The sequence below is a fragment of the Variovorax brevis genome, assembly GCF_030317105.1.
Classification (GTDB): Bacteria; Pseudomonadota; Gammaproteobacteria; order Burkholderiales; family Burkholderiaceae_C; genus Variovorax; species Variovorax brevis.
Genome location: NZ_JASZYG010000004.1, coordinates 667573 through 683311 on the forward strand (window position 1 = coordinate 667573; position 15739 = coordinate 683311).

The 15739-nt window shown below is 66.4% G+C and carries 15 protein-coding genes; 12 read left to right on the forward strand and 3 right to left on the reverse strand.

Annotated elements, in window-relative coordinates; all coding sequences use genetic code 11:
- Positions 1-13: 13 nt before the first annotated feature.
- Entirely contained in the window at positions 14-1045 is a 1032-nt protein-coding gene (locus tag QTI66_RS15925) for an aldo/keto reductase (protein WP_286560762.1), read from the reverse strand.
- A gap of 261 nt (positions 1046-1306) precedes the next feature.
- Between QTI66_RS15925 and QTI66_RS15930 the strand changes: the two genes are divergently transcribed.
- The 8 genes from QTI66_RS15930 to QTI66_RS15965 all read left to right on the forward strand — a co-directional run bounded on the left by QTI66_RS15930 (position 1307) and on the right by QTI66_RS15965 (position 9828).
- The gene (locus QTI66_RS15930; RefSeq protein WP_286560763.1) at positions 1307-2860 is read left to right on the forward strand and encodes a DUF1800 domain-containing protein; all 1554 of its coding nucleotides are present in this window, start codon (positions 1307-1309) and stop codon (positions 2858-2860) included.
- 20 nt (positions 2861-2880) lie between these two features.
- Positions 2881-4092, forward strand: a complete 1212-nt coding sequence (locus QTI66_RS15935; protein ID WP_286560764.1) for a DUF1501 domain-containing protein — start codon at positions 2881-2883, stop codon at positions 4090-4092.
- A 114-nt stretch (positions 4093-4206) separates the two neighbouring features.
- On the forward strand, positions 4207-4827 hold the full coding sequence (locus QTI66_RS15940) for a twin-arginine translocation signal domain-containing protein (RefSeq protein ID WP_286560765.1): 621 nt from the start codon (positions 4207-4209) through the stop codon (positions 4825-4827).
- Positions 4828-4879: 52 nt separating this feature from the next.
- The gene (locus QTI66_RS15945) at positions 4880-6448 is read left to right on the forward strand and encodes a GMC family oxidoreductase (protein ID WP_286560766.1); all 1569 of its coding nucleotides are present in this window, start codon (positions 4880-4882) and stop codon (positions 6446-6448) included.
- Between the two features lie 28 nt (positions 6449-6476).
- Positions 6477-6818 carry a ribbon-helix-helix domain-containing protein gene (locus QTI66_RS15950; RefSeq protein WP_286560767.1) on the forward strand — a complete coding sequence of 114 codons (342 nt, stop codon included), beginning with the start codon at positions 6477-6479 and terminating at the stop codon, positions 6816-6818.
- Positions 6815-7351, forward strand: coding sequence for a lactoylglutathione lyase (gene gloA / locus QTI66_RS15955; protein ID WP_286560768.1), 537 nt, complete (start codon positions 6815-6817; stop codon positions 7349-7351). Before QTI66_RS15950 ends, gloA begins: the two co-directional genes overlap by 4 nt.
- Before the next feature lie 49 nt (positions 7352-7400).
- Positions 7401-8912, forward strand: coding sequence for an FGGY-family carbohydrate kinase (locus tag QTI66_RS15960; protein WP_286560769.1), 1512 nt, complete (start codon positions 7401-7403; stop codon positions 8910-8912).
- Between the two features lie 31 nt (positions 8913-8943).
- On the forward strand, positions 8944-9828 hold the full coding sequence (locus QTI66_RS15965) for a sugar phosphate isomerase/epimerase family protein (protein ID WP_286560770.1): 885 nt from the start codon (positions 8944-8946) through the stop codon (positions 9826-9828).
- A 16-nt stretch (positions 9829-9844) separates the two neighbouring features.
- Here QTI66_RS15965 and QTI66_RS15970 read toward each other — a convergent pair whose 3' ends face one another.
- Positions 9845-10642, reverse strand: coding sequence for an SDR family NAD(P)-dependent oxidoreductase (locus QTI66_RS15970; protein ID WP_286560771.1), 798 nt, complete (start codon positions 10640-10642; stop codon positions 9845-9847).
- A gap of 109 nt (positions 10643-10751) precedes the next feature.
- Between QTI66_RS15970 and QTI66_RS15975 the strand changes: the two genes are divergently transcribed.
- Positions 10752-11603 carry an SIR2 family NAD-dependent protein deacylase gene (locus QTI66_RS15975; protein WP_286560772.1) on the forward strand — a complete coding sequence of 284 codons (852 nt, stop codon included), beginning with the start codon at positions 10752-10754 and terminating at the stop codon, positions 11601-11603.
- 58 nt (positions 11604-11661) lie between these two features.
- Here QTI66_RS15975 and QTI66_RS15980 read toward each other — a convergent pair whose 3' ends face one another.
- Positions 11662-12477 carry a GntR family transcriptional regulator gene (locus tag QTI66_RS15980; RefSeq protein WP_286560773.1) on the reverse strand — a complete coding sequence of 272 codons (816 nt, stop codon included), beginning with the start codon at positions 12475-12477 and terminating at the stop codon, positions 11662-11664.
- 223 nt (positions 12478-12700) lie between these two features.
- Here QTI66_RS15980 and QTI66_RS15985 point away from each other — a divergent pair, with 223 nt between their 5' ends.
- The 3 genes from QTI66_RS15985 to QTI66_RS15995 are packed head-to-tail and all read left to right on the forward strand — an operon-like array spanning position 12701 to position 15738.
- The gene (locus QTI66_RS15985; protein WP_286560774.1) at positions 12701-13471 is read left to right on the forward strand and encodes an SDR family oxidoreductase; all 771 of its coding nucleotides are present in this window, start codon (positions 12701-12703) and stop codon (positions 13469-13471) included.
- Positions 13472-13517: 46 nt separating this feature from the next.
- Positions 13518-14483 carry a tripartite tricarboxylate transporter substrate binding protein gene (locus tag QTI66_RS15990; protein ID WP_286560775.1) on the forward strand — a complete coding sequence of 322 codons (966 nt, stop codon included), beginning with the start codon at positions 13518-13520 and terminating at the stop codon, positions 14481-14483.
- Between the two features lie 7 nt (positions 14484-14490).
- Positions 14491-15738 (forward strand): enolase C-terminal domain-like protein, encoded by a 1248-nt coding sequence (locus QTI66_RS15995; RefSeq protein ID WP_286560776.1) that lies wholly within the window; start codon positions 14491-14493, stop codon positions 15736-15738.
- The last annotated feature ends 1 nt before the right edge of the window (position 15739 follow it).

Below are 15739 nucleotides of genomic sequence, written 5' to 3' on the forward strand. Positions count from 1 at the left end.
TCGGCGGATCTGCTCAGCCCACGGGCGCGGCGGCGTCGAGCAAGCCGGCGGACTTGAGGTCGCTCCACAGCGCGGGCGGCACCTGCCCGTCGGCATCGGCCGCATTGGCTTCGACCTCCCCGGGCTTCACACCGCCGAGCACCACGCTCACCACCGCGGGATGCGACATCGCGAAGTGCAGCGCCGCACGCCGGATCGACGTGCCATGCGTGGCGCAGACGGCCTCGATCTTGCGCACGCGCGCCATGATGTCGTCGGGCGCCGGGCCGTATTCGAACTTGGCGCCGGGCACCGCACCCGTCGCCAGGATGCCGGAATTGAACACGCCGGCCAGCATCACGCCCATGTTCTTTTCCAGCGCCAGCGGCAGGAATTCGGCCAAGCCGTTCTGGATCAGCAGCGAGTAGCGCCCGGCCATCATCGCCACGTCGAAGTCACCTGCCTTCGCGAACTTGACGCAGGTGTCGGCCTCGTTGATGCCGAAGCCGATGGCCGCCACCGTCTTTTCGCTGCGCAGCTTGTCGAGCGCCTTGTAGGCGCCGTCCATGGCTTCCTTGAAGCGGATCGGCGCGTCCGTCTTGCCGTGAGTCCACACATCGCAGTCGTGGATGAGGAGCACGTCGATCCGGTCCAGCCCCATGCGCAGGAGCGACTGCTCGACCGAGCGCATCGTGCCGTCGTACGAATAGTCGAAGCGCGGCGCGTGCGGGTAGCCGCCCTTGAAGCCCGGCGAGAACACATCGGGGTTCTTGGGCGGCGGTTGGGTGAAAGGGTCCATCACCCGGCCGATCTTGGTGGAGACGATGATGTCCTTTCGCGGGGCATAGCGCAGGCCGGCGCCCACACGCGATTCGGACAAGCCGTTGCCGTAGTGCGGCGAGGTGTCGAACACGCGAACGCCACATTCGACGCCCCGCTCGATCGTCGCGATCGAGGTCTTTTCGTCGAGGAGTTCGTAAAGATCGCCCATCGGCGCCGTTCCCAGGCCGATGGCCGAGAACACCAGATCCGTGCCGTTGCGGCTCTTGAAGCTGCGCGATTTCATTTCTTGATGTCTCCTGGCTGGAAACGGCTTGTCGCCAGTGGCCCGAATTTCCGGTTCGGGACACGGGACGACAAGCGAATGGGTGGCAGGCGGCAGCATAGCGCGCAGGCCGCGGGTTTGCATCACGCCGGGCGCCTTTACATTCAGGCGAGTCAACCGTCGCCGGACCCGTTGGTTATAAATGAGCCGCCGATGAATGGCAGGGAGAAGAAGCTTGAAGACGCAATCCGCACAGTCGCAAACTTGGCTGAGGGCCGCCGCATGACCCGCGCACCCTGGCGATGGATGGTGCCCGCAGCCGCCCTGCTGCTGGCCGCGTGCGCGTCATTCAACCTCGGCCCGCCGCTGAAGGTCTCGGCACCTGACAAGGCTTCCCAGTTGCGCTGGCTCGACCGTGTGAGCTGGGGCGCCAATGGCGAGGATGCCGAGCGCCTGTCAAAGGCCGGTCTGCCGGCGTGGCTGCGGGAGCAACTGCACCCCGGCCCGGCCAGGCTGCCGCCACAGGCCCAAGCGCAGATCGACGCCATGACCATCACGCAGACGCCCTTTCCGCAACTGCTCGCGACGGTGGAAAGCCAGTTGCGCGCTGCGGCGGCGCCCATGAGCGACGACGCGCAAAAGAAGGCCGCCCAGCAGCTTCCGCAGGACACGATGAATCTGCTGTCGCGCGAGGCGCAGCAGCGCATGCTGCTTCGGGCCCTCTATTCGCCCAACCAGTTGCAGGAACAGATGACGTGGTTCTGGATGAATCACTTCCACGTGAGCGTGCGCAAGGCCAACGTACGCGCCACCGTCGGCGACTACGAAGAGACCGTCATTCGCCCGAATGCACTGGGCAGGTTCCGCGTCATGCTGGGCGCAACGATGCGCCACCCCGCCATGCTGCGGTACCTCGACAACTCGGTGAATGCGGTCAATGCCATCAACGAGAACTATGCGCGCGAACTGATGGAACTGCACACGCTCGGCGTGGGCAGTGGCTACTCCCAGCGCGACGTTCAGGAGCTTGCGCGCATTCTCACGGGCATCGGCATGACCCCGTTGGGACCCAACGCCGCGCCGCCCAAGCTCAAGCCCGAACTTCAGGCCGACTACGTGCAGCAGGGCCTGTTCGAGTTCAATCCCAACCGACATGACTATGGCGCCAAGGTTTTCCTCGGCCAGCCCATCCGGCAGCGCGGCCTGGCCGAAGCCGATGAGGCGCTGGACCGTCTTGCGCGCTCGCCGGCCACGGCGCGCTTCATCTCCCGCAAGATCGCCGTCTATTTCGTGGCCGACAATCCGCCGCCAGCCTTGGTGGACCGCATGGCCGCGACCTTCCTGCGCAGCGACGGCGACATTGCCGCAACGCTCACGACGATGTTCGAAGCACCGGAATTTGCAGCATCGCTCGGCAAGAAGTTCCGCGATCCGGTTCACTACGTGGTGGCCAGCGTGCGCCTGGCCTATGACCAGCGTGTCGCGACCAACGTCCGCCCGATGATCAGCTGGCTCAGCCGCCTGGGCGAGCCGCTCTACGCCAATGAGACACCCGACGGCTATCCGCTCACGCAGGAGGCCTGGGCCAGCGCGGCGCAGATGAACGCGCGCTTCGACATCGCGCAAGCCATCGGCGGCAGCGGCGCGGTGCTGTTTCGCACCGATGACAAGGCGCCGCTGGAAAAGCCACAGTACCCGCCCCTGGCCGAAGCCCCGACCGTCCGCGCCACTTTGTCGGGCATGAGCCCCGACACGCGCGGCGCGCTGGCCCAGGCGCGTTCGCCCACGGAGTGGAACACCTTCCTGCTGGCTTCCCCCGAGCTGATGCGCCGCTGAAAAGAAAAAAGAGCCCCCACATGCAACGACGCGAACTCCTGAAATACCTTGCCGCTGCGCCACTGGGCGGCGCGGCGGGCCGGCTGATCGCCGCACCGGCCGCCAGCGACGCCAAACTGCTCGTCGTATTCCTGCGCGGCGCCTACGACTGCGCGAACGTGCTGGTGCCCGTGTCGAGCGACTTCTACTACAGCGCGCGGCCCAACATCGCCATCGCCCGGCCGGGCCAGCCCAGCGGCGCCCTGCCCCTTGATTCGCAATGGGGACTGCATCCGGCCCTGGCGTCCAGCGTGCACCCGCTGTTCCAGAAGAAAGAGGCCGCCTTCATTGCATTCGCCGGCACCGACGACCTCACGCGCAGCCATTTCGAGACGCAGGATTCCATTGAATTGGGCCAGGCCCCCGATGGCAAGCGCGACCCGCGCTCCGGATTCCTGAACCGGCTGGCGGGCGTGCTCGGCGCCGGCGCGCACGCCAACGTGGCGCCCATCGCATTCACCGACCTGTTGCCGATCGCACTGCGTGGCGACGCCAAAGCCGCCAACATGTCGCTCGCCTCCGTCGGCAAATCAGGCATCGACGATCGGAGGAGCCAGATCATCACCTCGATGTACCGCAACACCCCGCTCGCCCAAACCGTGGCCGAGGGATTCGAGGTGCGCGACGAAGTGCAGCGCAGCGTCAAGCAGGAAATGGACGCCGCCGGACGCAGCGCGATGACTGCCAAGGGCTTCGAACTCGTGGCGCGTCGCATGGCGCGCCTGATGCAGGAGCGCTTCGACATCGGCTTTGTCGACGTGGGCGGCTGGGACACGCACGTGGCGCAAGGCGGCGCCACCGGCGTGCTGGCCAACCGGCTCGAAGAACTGGGGCGCGGACTGGCCGGCTTTGCCGACGAACTGGGCAGCGAGTCCTGGCGCAACACGGTGGTGGTGGTCATCAGCGAGTTCGGGCGCACCTTTCGCGAGAACGGCAACCGCGGCACCGACCACGGGCACGGCACGGTGTACTGGGTGCTCGGCGGCGGCCTTGCCGCGCAGGCCGGCGGTCAGGTGCTGGGCGAGCAGGTCGCCGTGTCGCAGGCCACGCTGTTCCAGGACCGCGACTACCCCGTGCTCAACGAATACCGGGCGGTGTTCGGTGGCCTGTTCCAGCGGATGTACGGGCTGTCGCGGCCACAGCTGGACCGCATCTTTGCGGGCGTGACGCCCAGGGATCTGAAGCTGGTCTGACCCGCGCCGCGTGCTGGAGGTGTAGGTAGCAGGCTAAAACCCGGTCGGCCGATACGGGTGCAACACTGCGCGCACGGGGCCTGCGTCGAGCCCCGACGCAACAGGAGACAAGCCATGCGCGTGATACCCATCGAAGCGTCGGTGCCCGCCGGCGCGCACGCCTGCCACGAAGACGACGGCCAAGTGCCCCGCCTCGACCTGCCCTTGGCGCGACGCGAGTTCCTCAAGGGCTCGGGCATCCTCATGGGCACCCTTGCCGCCGGATCGGTTCTGGCGACGCTGGCCCCATCTTCCGTATGGGCGCTCGAACTGCAGCAACTCAACGAAGCCGAAGGCAAGACGCTGATGGCGATGGGCCGCGTGCTCTATCCGCACAAGAAGCTGCCCGATGCCGTCTACGCGCTGCTCGTGAAGGACCTGGACGGCAAGGCCGAGCAACTGCCCATGCTGCGCACCGGCATGGCCGGCCTGGACCAGGCGACGGGCGGCAGCTTCGTCAGTGCCGCGCCCGCGAAGCAGCTGGCCGCCGTGAAGGCCATCGAAGGCACGCCCTTCTTCAACACCGTGCGTGGGCAGTGCGTGACTTCGCTCTACAACAACGACATGGCCTTCGCCGTGTTCGGCTACCCCGGATCGTCCTGGGAAAAAGGCGGCTACATCACGCGCGGCTTCCAGGATCTGAAGTGGCTGCCCGCGCCGCCGCAAGCCGCCAGTCCGCCGCCCTACATCGGTTGACTCCCACCCCGCCAGCCACGTACCCGTACACAGCAAGCAGGAGACAGACATCATGGCGAAGTTCGATTCCGGCGACGACTCGGTGGTCGTCATCATCGGTTCCGGCGCCGGCGGCGGCACCCTGGCCAACGAGCTGTGCCAGAAGGGCATCAAGGTCGTGGTGCTGGAGGCCGGCGCGCAGCAGTCCAGCGCGACCTTCATCAACGACGAATGGAAGTCCTTCAGCCAGCTGGCCTGGCTGGACAACCGCACCACCTCCGGCAATTGGCGGGTTGCCAAGGACTTCCCCAACCTGCCCGCCTGGACCTGCAAGACCGTCGGCGGCACGACCACGCACTGGGCCGGCGCCTCGCTGCGGTTGCAGGAGCACGAGTTCCGCACGCGCACGGTCTACGGAAACATCAAGGGCGCCAACCTGATGGACTGGCCGCTCACGCTCAAGGAGCTGGAGCCCTACTACGACCGCGCCGAAGACAAGATGGGCGTCACGCGCACCCACGGCATTCCGGGCCTGCCGGGCAACAACAACTTCAAGGTGATGTACGCCGGCGCGACCAAGCTGGGCTACAAGGACGTGCACACCGGCAACATGGCGATCAACAGTCATCCACGCGACGGACGGGCACGCTGCATGCAGCTGGGCTTCTGCTTCCAGGGCTGCAAGAGCGGCGCGAAGTGGAGCACGCTCTACACCGAGCTGCCCAAGGCGGAGATCACCGGCAACCTCGACCTGCGCCCGGAAAGCCACGTGACGCGCATCGAGCACAACGACGCGGGCAAGGTGACGGGCGTCGTCTACTTCGACAAGGACGGCAAGGAGCAACGGCAGAAGGCGCGCATCGTGTGCGTGGCGGCCAATTCGATCGAGACGCCGCGGCTGCTGCTGCTCTCTGCCTCCAACACCTTCAAGGACGGGCTGGCGAACAGCTCCGGCCAGGTCGGGCGCAACTACATGCGACACCTCACCGCGTCGGTGTACGCGGTGTTCAAGCAGCCGGTGAACATGTACCGCGGCACCACCATGGCCGGCATCATCCGTGACGAGGCGCATTCGAATCCAAAGCGCGGCTTCGTCGGCGGCTACGAGATGGAGACGTTGTCGCTCGGCGTTCCTTTCATGGCGGCCTTTTTGAACCCCGGCGGCTGGGGCGCCGAGTTTGCCGACTACATGGACAACTACGCCAACACGGCCGGCATGTGGATCGTGGGCGAAGACATGCCGCGCGAGAGCAACCGCGTCACGCTCAACACCAGCCTGAAGGACAAGTGGGGCAATGCCATTCCCAACGTGCACTACGACGACCACGAGAACGACCTCGCGATGCGCGAACACGCCTTCCGCCAGGGCCAGCGGGTTTACAAAGCGGCCGGCGCCGTCAAGTCCTTCCGCACGCCGCCCTACCCGAGCACGCACAACCTGGGCACCTGCCGCATGGGCGCGAATGCGAAAGACAGCGTGTGCAACGCCCACGGCCAGACGCACGACATTCCCAACCTCTTCATCAGCGACGGAAGCCAGTTCACGACCGGTGGCGCGGAAAACCCCACGCTCACGATCGTTACGCTGGCGATCCGGCAAGCGGAGTACATTGCCAGCGCGATGAGCGCCCGCACGGTGTAGCGCGGCGGGCCCACCAAGGAGACACGCCATGTGTGAGTTCTTCGTCAAGGCCGACCCGATCCAGTACGAGCAACGCTCGCGCACCGTGCGCATCCACGGCGTGCTGACCAGCCTGCGGCTGGAGAACATGATGTGGGACACGCTGGCCGAGATGGCCGAAGAGGAAGGCCGCACCACCAATGCGCTGATCGCCCTCTTCCACGACGAGATCATGGCCCACCGCGGCGAGGTGCCCAACTTCGCGTCCTTCCTGCGCGTGACCTGCATGCGCTACCTGCGACGGCGGCTCATGGCCCTGGAACAGGCGCCACGCGCCGCGAGCAACCCACCCACGCTGGCGGCCGTTCGCCCTTTGGCGGTGGCGCGATGAGCTTCGACACCGAAAACCATCCGGGCGTGTGCGCCCAGCCGCCTGCGAATTCGCAGGGCTTCGTGCTCAACCACAGCATGCTGCGCGTGAAGGACCCGGCCATTTCGCTCGACTTCTACACCCGCGTGTTCGGCATGCGCGTGCTGCGCAAGCTGGACTTTCCGGAGATGAAGTTCTCGCTGTACTTCCTGCACCGGCCCGTGGAAGGCAACGCACCACCGGACGACGAAGGCGAACGCACCGCCTGGACCTTCAGCCAGACCGGCATCCTGGAACTGACCCACAACTGGGGCACCGAAAACGATCCCGCCTTCAGGTACCACGACGGCAATGCGCAGCCGCAGGGCTTCGGCCACATCTGCTTTTCGGTGCCCGACCTGGACGCCGCCATCCAGTGGTTCGACGGCAACCAGATCCCCTACGTCAAGCGCCCCGAGCAGGGAAAGATGAAAGACGTGGCCTTCATCAAGGATCCGGATGGCTACTGGGTGGAGATCGTGGAGCCCGAAAGGCTGAAGAAGCTGGGCACTTGACCAGCGGCAGTTGTGCTGAAGGCATGGGCGCTGTAGAAACGGCGGCTCCATGAGTTCGCTTCTGCTCGGCATCGACGTCGGCACCTTCAGCAGCAAGGCCGCGCTGGTCACGCCTGCGGGCGAGGTGCTGCGCACGGCCGTCGTGCCGCACGGCATCTCGACGCCCGCGCCCGGCCACGTCGAGCAGGACGCAGATGCCGTCTGGTGGCACGACCTGTGCAGCCTGTGCATGCAACTCCTGGACGGCTCGCCCTGGCGCGGCAGCGATGTCGCCGGGGTGGCGGTGAGCGCCATCGGCCCCTGCCTGCTGCCGCTGGATGAGGCAGGCCGCCCGCTTCGCCCCGGCATCCTGTACGGCGTGGACGTGCGCGCCACCGATGAGATCGGAGAGCTGGACGCGCTGATCGGCCGCGACGGGATCCTGCGCTTCTCCCTCATGAGCCACACCAGCCAGGCCATCGGCCCGAAGATCCGCTGGCTGCGCAAGCATGAGCCTGATGTGTGGCAGCGCACGCATCGGCTCACGACCGCCAGCGCCTACCTCACGTGGCGCCTGACGGGCGAGCACCGCATCGACCGCCACACCGCCAGCCATTTCATGCCGCTGTACGACCCGGCCACCGGCCAATGGGACTCGCGGCATGCCGAACACGTCGCGCCGGTGTGGATGCTGCCGTCGCCCGGCTGGAGCGATGAAGTGGCGGGCACCGTCACGCACGCTGCCGCGCAAGCCACGGGCCTTGCCGCCGGAACGCCCGTGGCCGTGGGCGCGGTCGATGCCTTGAGCGAGGCGATCAGCGTGGGCGTCGTGCGTCCGGGCGACCTGATGATCATGTACGGCAGCACGACCTTCTTCATCCTCGTGCAGTCGGCACCCACGCCCGACGAGCGCGTGTGGACCGTGGCGGGTGCGTGGCCCGGGCAGTTCAATCTTGCCGCCGGCATGGGCACGACCGGCAGCCTCACGCGCTGGTTCCAGGACCAGCTCGCGCGCGACCTGCCCGAGGGCGACGCGCACGCGCTGTTCGACGCGGCGGCGCGCGTGGCGCCGGGCGCGGGCGGGTTGGTGTTCCTGCCCTACTTCAGCGGCGAGCGCACTCCGCTGAACGACCCGCTGGCGCGCGGCCTGATGGCCGGTCTCAGCCTGGCGCACACGCGCGACCAGATGTTCCGTGCCATCTTGGAAGGTGTTGCCTGCGGGGTGCGGCACAACGTCGAGACGCTGGCGGACCTGGGCGCCCACGTCGGGCGCGTGGTGGCCGTGGGCGGCGGTGCGCAGACCGATACCTGGCTGCAGATCGTGTCCGACGTGTCGGGCCTGCGGCAAGAGGTGCCGACCGTCACCGTGGGCGCGTGCTATGGCGACGCGTTCCTCGCAGGCTGCGCGGCGGGCCTGCTCCAGCGCGACCAGATCGACGAGTGGGTGCGGCCGGGACGCGTCATCGAGCCGGCGGCGGCGCTGCGGCCCGGCTACGACGCGCTCTATCGCGACTATCTCGATCTCTATCTGGATTCGAGGCGGGTCGTGCACCGTCTCGCCACGCGGCAGTCAAAGCGATAGCCCCTTCAACACAAGCAAGGAGACGCGAACCATGAACAAGCTCGGTGTGCATGCGCTGGTCTGGGTGGGCGGCTGGAGCCATGAGGAATGCGAGCGCACCATCGCGCAGACGGCAGAGATCGGCTTCGACCTGATCGAGATTCCCGCGCTCGACCCGTCATCCATCGACAGCGCCTTCACGCGCAAGATGCTCGACCGGTACCAGCTGGGCACGACCATGTCGCTTGGGCTCGACGCCGCCACTGACATCTCCAGCGGCGACCCGGACAAGCAGGCGCGCGGCCAGGCGCGGCTGATGCAGGTGCTTTCCGTGGCGCGCGACATCGGCGCCACGCATGTCTGCGGCATTTTGTATTCGGCCTTCCAGAAGTATTTCGAGCCACCGACCGAAGCGGGCATCGCAGGCTCCGTCGATGTGTTGCGGCGCATTGGCGAGCATGCGGCGCAGCACGGCATCACCATAGGGCTGGAGGTGGTCAACCGCTACGAAAGCAACGTGCTCAACACGGCCGCCCAGGCGGTCGATTTCGCGCGGCGCGTGGGCTTGCCCAACGTCAAGGTGCACCTGGACACCTACCACATGAACATCGAGGAAGCCGACATCGAATCGGCGCTGATCGACACCGGCGACATGATGGGCTACTTCCACATCGGCGAATCGGGGCGCGGCTACCTGGGCGCCGGCAACATCGACTTCGACCGCGTCTTCAGGGGGCTGGCGAAGGCGGGGTATGAAGGACCGATCACCTTCGAATCCTTCTCCTCGGCGGTGGTCAACAAGCAGCTGCAGGGCATCCTCGGGATCTGGCGCAACCTGTGGGAAGACGGCGGCGACCTGGCGCGTCACGCCAAGGGATTCATCGAGCACGGGATGAAGTCGGCGCGGGAAGCGCATGCGCGCTCGGCGTTGACCTGAATCCCGCACGCGCCTGCTACTGCGCCAGGAAACCGCCGTCCACGGGCAAGGTGTGGCCCGTGATCATCCGTGCCTTGTCCGAGGCAAGGAACACGATGGCATCGGCCACGTCGGCCGGTTCGGCCAGGCAGCGCATCGGCGTCATGTCGAGCACGCGCTTGAGGAGTTCGGCGTTGCTGAACAAGCCCTGGGTCAATTCGGTGCGCACCCAGGTCGGTGCCACGGCGTTGACGCGAATGCCCTGCGCCGCCCACTCCACGGCCAGTGCGCGCGTCATGTTGACGACAGCGCCCTTGGTCGACTGGTAAGACACGTTCGGGTAGAGCCCGCCGCCTGAGAGACCCATGATCGAGGAGACATTGACGATCGCGCCGCCACCCTGCGGAATCATCAGCCGTGCGGCGGCCCGGCTGCACAGGAAGGCGGCCGTGAGGTTCACGTCGACCACGGCTTGCCAGTCGGCGAGCGGCATGTCGATGGTGGGATGACGCAGCGCGATGCCGGCGTTGTTCACGAGAACGTCGATGCGGCCGAAGCGCGCCATCACCCCGGCGAAGGCGGCGTCGACGCCCGGCTCGCGCGTGATGTCGACGGCGTGCACGAGGTGCTCGACGCCTTGCTCTGCCAGGGTGCGCGAGGCCGCGTCCAGTGCGTTGTCGTCGCGGTCGAACAGGATGGGCCGCACGCCGATGCGGGCGAAGGCCTGTGCCGTCGCAAAGCCGATGCCCTTCGCCCCGCCGGTCACCACCGCCACGCGCGGCGAAGCGGATGGCGTTGCCGGCGCAGCGTCTTGCGCGTCATCCATCGAAGTCATGATTCGTCACCTCTTTGGCCATGCCCGTTGGCCCGACGGCGATCATGATGGATGGCCGACAAAACCGGGGACAGGAACAAACCCTCAGCACCAAGGAAAGGACCATCACGTGCCCAATGACTTCCACCCGCTGCTCGAACGCGCCGCTGCCCTCATCGGGCAAGCCGACGGCCTGATCGTCGCCGCCGGTGCCGGCATGGGCGTGGACTCGGGCCTGCCCGACTTCCGGGGGACGGAGGGCTTCTGGCGCGCCTATCCGGCATTGGCCAGGTCAGGGATCGAGTTCCACCGGATTGCCTCTCCCGCGGCGTTCGAGGCGGACCCTGCGCTGGCTTGGGGCTTCTACGGCCATCGGCTGAACCTGTACCGCCGCACCGCGCCGCACGCCGGCTTTGCGCTGCTGCGGCACTGGGGCGACAAGATGTTTTTCGGCCGAGCCGTGTTCACCAGCAACGTCGACGGGCACTTCCAGCGCGCAGGCTTCGATGCCGACAGCGTCCACGAGTGCCACGGATCGATTCATCACCTGCAGTGCCTGCAGCCCTGCAGCGACGACATCTGGAGTGCCGATGGCTTCACCCCGGAGGTCGACGAAGCAGCGTGCCGGCTCCTCAATGCAGCCCCCGTGTGCCCCCGCTGCGGCGGCATGGCGCGGCCCAACGTGCTCATGTTCGGCGACGGCGGATGGATCGATGCGCGCGAGCAGGCGCAGGCCCTGCGGATGCAACGATGGCTCGCGTCGGTCACCCGACCCGTGGTCATCGAGCTGGGTGCGGGCACCGCCATTCCCTCGGTTCGCCATTTCAGCCAGCGCGTGGTCCACGCATGCCGCGGACGGCTCATACGAATCAACCCGCGGGAATCGACGGTGCCGACGCCGCATGACGTGGGGCTGCCGATGGGGGCCGTGGAGGCGCTCGACGCGATTGCCGGAGTCCTGGGCAGCGGATGGCGCCTCTAACTGCTCAAAAGCAGCCACTTGCCAAGCCAGCCAGCGCCGACCCGTCGGCTACTTGCTCTCAAGCCTTGAGCCTTGCCAGGGCCGCGCCTTCCGTGAAGGTGTCATCGAGCATGTCCAGGCTGCAGTCCAGCAGCGTTGGCGAGACTTCGCGCTCGAGCACGTCGAACATGCCTTCCACGAAATCCATGAGATGGTCCGACGCGGCGATCGCCTTGTCGACCTGGCCGTCGGCCACGGCCTCGATGACGGCAACGTGGCCGTCGACCGTGTCGTCCAGGTTGACGCCCCGTCCGGTCTGGGTGTGATAGATCCAACCCAATCGCCTGAAGATGGTGTGAAGCGGACGCAGCGTGCTTTCCACGAAAGGTTCGCCGGCAGCCGCCATGAAGAGCTTGTCGATTCGCCGATCGACCTGGTTGAACTGGTCGAGGTTCAGCTCGCCGCGGCGCTCGATCAAGTGGCGCTTGAGGTGCAGCATCTGGTTGCGCTGCGACGCGCCTGAGCGCTCGGTGGCCAGGCGAATCACGAAGCGCTCCATGTCGCGCCGCAAGCGCAACAGCACGCGGTCGCGCGTGAGGTCGACCGGCGCGATCTGCACGCCGTGCCGTGGCGCGACAACGAGCAAGGTGTCTGCTGCCAGCCGGGTGACGGCCTGGAGCACCGGCGTGCGGCCGAAGCCTGTGAGCTTCTGCAGGTCGTGCGTTGCGAGGAAGCGCCCCGGCTTGAGCTCGCAGTTCACCAGCAACTCTTCGATCCGGTCGTAGGCGGCATCGGCCAGGCTGACTGGCGTGCGGCGGCGCTGCGGCTCCTGGCTGGTGGGTTCTTCCCTGACAACAGTTACGGGTTTCGCGCGGGGGCGGGTGGACGTTGCCATAAAGGTTTTCTTGACGCTGGCGGCGGCGACATGCCGCGACACTTCAAGGCATTGAGCATATCGTGATATGCAACGGAATTCACAGAATTTCGGCCAGTTTCAGGTGAATTCACAAGGGAAATGGTGGAGATCGGACCACTCGACTTGCGTCAGGGTAAACGCCTAAACATATTGTGAAATATCACCGTATTCTTCGAACCCACCACACCAACGAACACACCCGATGTCCCACCCACTGTTCAACCTCTCCGGCCGTACGGCCCTGGTCACCGGTTCCTCACGCGGACTGGGTCACGGAATTGCCGAGGCCCTGGCACAGGCCGGCGCACGCGTCGTGCTCAACGGCGTCGACGTAGAGCGACTGGCACAGAGCGCCGAATCGCTGCGCGGCAAGGGTCACCAGGTCGAGACGGCCCACTTCGACGTGACCGACGACGCCGCCGTCTGCGCAGCCTTCGATCAACTCGACGCGCGCGGCATTGCGGTGGACATCCTGGTCAACAACGCGGGCATCCAGTTGCGCAAGCTCCTGGTCGACCTCTCGGTGGACGAGTGGGACAAGGTGCTGCGCACCAATCTCACGAGCGCCTTCCTGGTCGGCCGCGAAGCCGCCCGCCGCATGATCGCGCGCCAGTCCGGCGGCAAGGTCATCAACATCGGCTCGCTCACGAGCGAAGCGGCCCGCGCCACCGTGGCGCCGTACACCGCGGCCAAGGGCGGCATCAAGATGCTCACGCGCGCCATGGCGGCTGAATGGGCGCAGCACGGCATCCAAGCCAACGCCATCGGCCCGGGCTACATGGCGACCGAGATGAACACCGCCCTGCTGCAGAACCCGGAGTTCGACGCATGGGTCAAGGCCCGCACGCCGGCGCGCCGCTGGGGCCGGCCCGATGAACTTGGCGGCACGGCCATCTACCTCGCATCCGCGGCCTCCGACTACGTCAACGGCCAGATCCTCTATGTCGACGGCGGCATGCTGGCCGTGCTTTGAAGCGCGTCGCCAGGCCAATCACCCCCTCTCACAAACGGAGACTCCCATGAAGCAGTTTCGCGCGGCGCTTGCCGCCATCCTCACCGTCGCAGCGACGACGCAGGCCCCACTGGCTGCAGCGGCTGACTATCCCAACCATCCGATCGAGATGGTGGTGCCCTCCTCCGCCGGCGGCGGCACCGACGTCATGGCGCGCCTCTTCGCCGAAGTCTCCAAGAAGTACATCACCCAGCCCATCGTGGTGAGCAACAAGCCGGGCGCAAGCGGCGGCATCGGCATGACCGAAGTGCAGCGCGCGGCGCCGGACGGCTACAAGGTCGGCGTGCTGATCTCCGAGCTGGCGATCATTCCGCACCTGGGCATGACCAAGGTCACGACCAACGACTTCATCCCGCTGGCCCGCCTGAACGGCGACCCGGGCCTGATTGCGGTGCGTGCGGATTCTCCATTCCAGTCCATCGACGACCTCTTGGCCCAAGCCAGGAAGACGCCCGGCAGCGTCACGATGGGCAACGCAGGCAGCGGCACCATCTGGCACCTCGCCGCAGCCGCCGTCGAAGAAAAGACCGGCGTCAAGTTCAACCACGTGCCCTATCAAGGCGCATCGCCCAGCGTCATGGCGCTGGCGGGTGGTCACGTCGACGCCATCGCCGTCAGCCCGGCGGAGATCGGCTCCTTCGTTGCAGCAGGCAAGGTGCGCGTGCTGATCTCGATGGCGGACCGCCGCCTGCCACCACCCTACGACAAGGTGCCCACCTTCAAGGAAAAGGGAACGGACCTGGTCATCGGCACGTGGCGCGGGCTGGGCGTTCCGCTCAACACGCCACCGGAAGTGGTGACCTACCTGCGCGAAGCCACCCGCAAGACGGCGCAAGACCCCGCCTTCAGCGAAGCCTTGCTCAAGGCCAACCTGCAGCCGGCCTACATGGACGGCGACCAGTTCAAGGCCTTCATGAACAGCCAGTCTGACTACTTCAAGAAGTTGCTCAGCGGCCTGACCATCCAGAAGTAAGGGCGCCATGGCCACCCTCATCACCGACGTCAAGGTCATCCTGACGGCGCCCGAAGGCATCAACCTGATCGTCGTGAAGGTCGAGACCAACCAGCCAGGCCTCTTCGGACTGGGCTGCGCAACCTTTGCCTACCGCCACCGCGTGGTGCAGTGCCTGCTCGAGGAATACATTCGTCCGCTGCTCGTCGGCCGTGATGCGACTGCGATCGAAGAGCTCTGGCAACTGATGCACCAGAACGCCTACTGGCGCAATGGGCCGGTGGAAAACAACGCCATCTCCGGCGTCGACATGGCCCTGTGGGACATCAAGGGCAAGATGGCCGGCATGCCGCTGTACCAGCTGTTCGGCGGCAAGGTGCGCGAAGGCGTGCCGATCTATCGCCATGCCGACGGCAAGGACCTGGGCGAACTGTGCGACAACATCGAGAAGTACCGCGCACAGGGCATCACGCACGTGCGCTGCCAGAGTGGCGGCTATGGCGGCGGGGGCTTCGGCGCCGCGCCGACCAGCGCACCGGCGGGTGCCGCAGACGGCGTGTACCTCGACAGCCGCAAATACATGCGCGACACGCTCAAGCTCTTCGAAGGCATCCGCAGCAAGGTCGGCTTCGACGTACAGCTGTGCCATGACGTGCACGAACGCTTGCAGCCCGTCGACGCGATCCGCTTCGCCTGCGAGATGGAGCAGTTCGACCTGTTCTTCCTCGAAGACGCGATCCCGCTCGAAGAGGGCAAGTGGCTGCGCCAGCTGCGCGAGAAGACGAAGATCCCGCTGGCGCAGGGCGAGCTGTTCAACAACCCCAGCGAGTGGAAGACGCTGATCAGCGAACAGTTGATCGACTTCATCCGCGTGCACCTGAGCCAGATCGGCGGCATCACGCCGGGGCGCAAGCTCCAGATCTTTGCCGAGCAGTTCGGCGTGCGCACGGCATGGCACGGCCCCGGCGACATGTCGCCGATGGCGCACGCGGCCAACATCCACATCGACCTGGCGGCGCGCAATTTCGGCGTGCAGGAGTGGTCGGGCACCGAGCCGCCCAACTTCGTCATCCAGGACCTGAAGGGCCCGCGCGATGCGCTGCTCGAGGTGTTCCCCGGACTGCCCGAATTCCGCCAAGGCTATGTCTACGCCAACGACAAGCCAGGCCTGGGCGTCGACATCGACGAACGCGCCGCCGCGAAGTACCCGTGCGAGAACGTCGTGACGAAGTGGACGCAGACGCGGCTTGTGGACGGCACGCTGCAAACGCCCTGAA

Excerpts from the sequence above, each read along its gene's own strand:
- QTI66_RS15925 (WP_286560762.1), bottom strand. The coding sequence starts at position 1,045 with ATGAAATCGCGCAGCTTCAAGAGCCGCAACGGCACGGATCTGGTGTTC.
- QTI66_RS15930 (WP_286560763.1), top strand. The coding sequence starts at position 1,307 with ATGACCCGCGCACCCTGGCGATGGATGGTGCCCGCAGCCGCCCTGCTG.
- QTI66_RS15935 (WP_286560764.1), top strand. The coding sequence starts at position 2,881 with ATGCAACGACGCGAACTCCTGAAATACCTTGCCGCTGCGCCACTGGGC.
- QTI66_RS15940 (WP_286560765.1), top strand. The coding sequence starts at position 4,207 with ATGCGCGTGATACCCATCGAAGCGTCGGTGCCCGCCGGCGCGCACGCC.
- QTI66_RS15945 (WP_286560766.1), top strand. The coding sequence starts at position 4,880 with ATGGCGAAGTTCGATTCCGGCGACGACTCGGTGGTCGTCATCATCGGT.
- QTI66_RS15950 (WP_286560767.1), top strand. The coding sequence starts at position 6,477 with ATGTGTGAGTTCTTCGTCAAGGCCGACCCGATCCAGTACGAGCAACGC.
- gloA (WP_286560768.1), top strand. The coding sequence starts at position 6,815 with ATGAGCTTCGACACCGAAAACCATCCGGGCGTGTGCGCCCAGCCGCCT.
- QTI66_RS15960 (WP_286560769.1), top strand. The coding sequence starts at position 7,401 with ATGAGTTCGCTTCTGCTCGGCATCGACGTCGGCACCTTCAGCAGCAAG.
- QTI66_RS15965 (WP_286560770.1), top strand. The coding sequence starts at position 8,944 with ATGAACAAGCTCGGTGTGCATGCGCTGGTCTGGGTGGGCGGCTGGAGC.
- QTI66_RS15970 (WP_286560771.1), bottom strand. The coding sequence starts at position 10,642 with ATGACTTCGATGGATGACGCGCAAGACGCTGCGCCGGCAACGCCATCC.
- QTI66_RS15980 (WP_286560773.1), bottom strand. The coding sequence starts at position 12,477 with ATGGCAACGTCCACCCGCCCCCGCGCGAAACCCGTAACTGTTGTCAGG.
- QTI66_RS15985 (WP_286560774.1), top strand. The coding sequence starts at position 12,701 with ATGTCCCACCCACTGTTCAACCTCTCCGGCCGTACGGCCCTGGTCACC.
- QTI66_RS15990 (WP_286560775.1), top strand. The coding sequence starts at position 13,518 with ATGAAGCAGTTTCGCGCGGCGCTTGCCGCCATCCTCACCGTCGCAGCG.
- QTI66_RS15995 (WP_286560776.1), top strand. The coding sequence starts at position 14,491 with ATGGCCACCCTCATCACCGACGTCAAGGTCATCCTGACGGCGCCCGAA.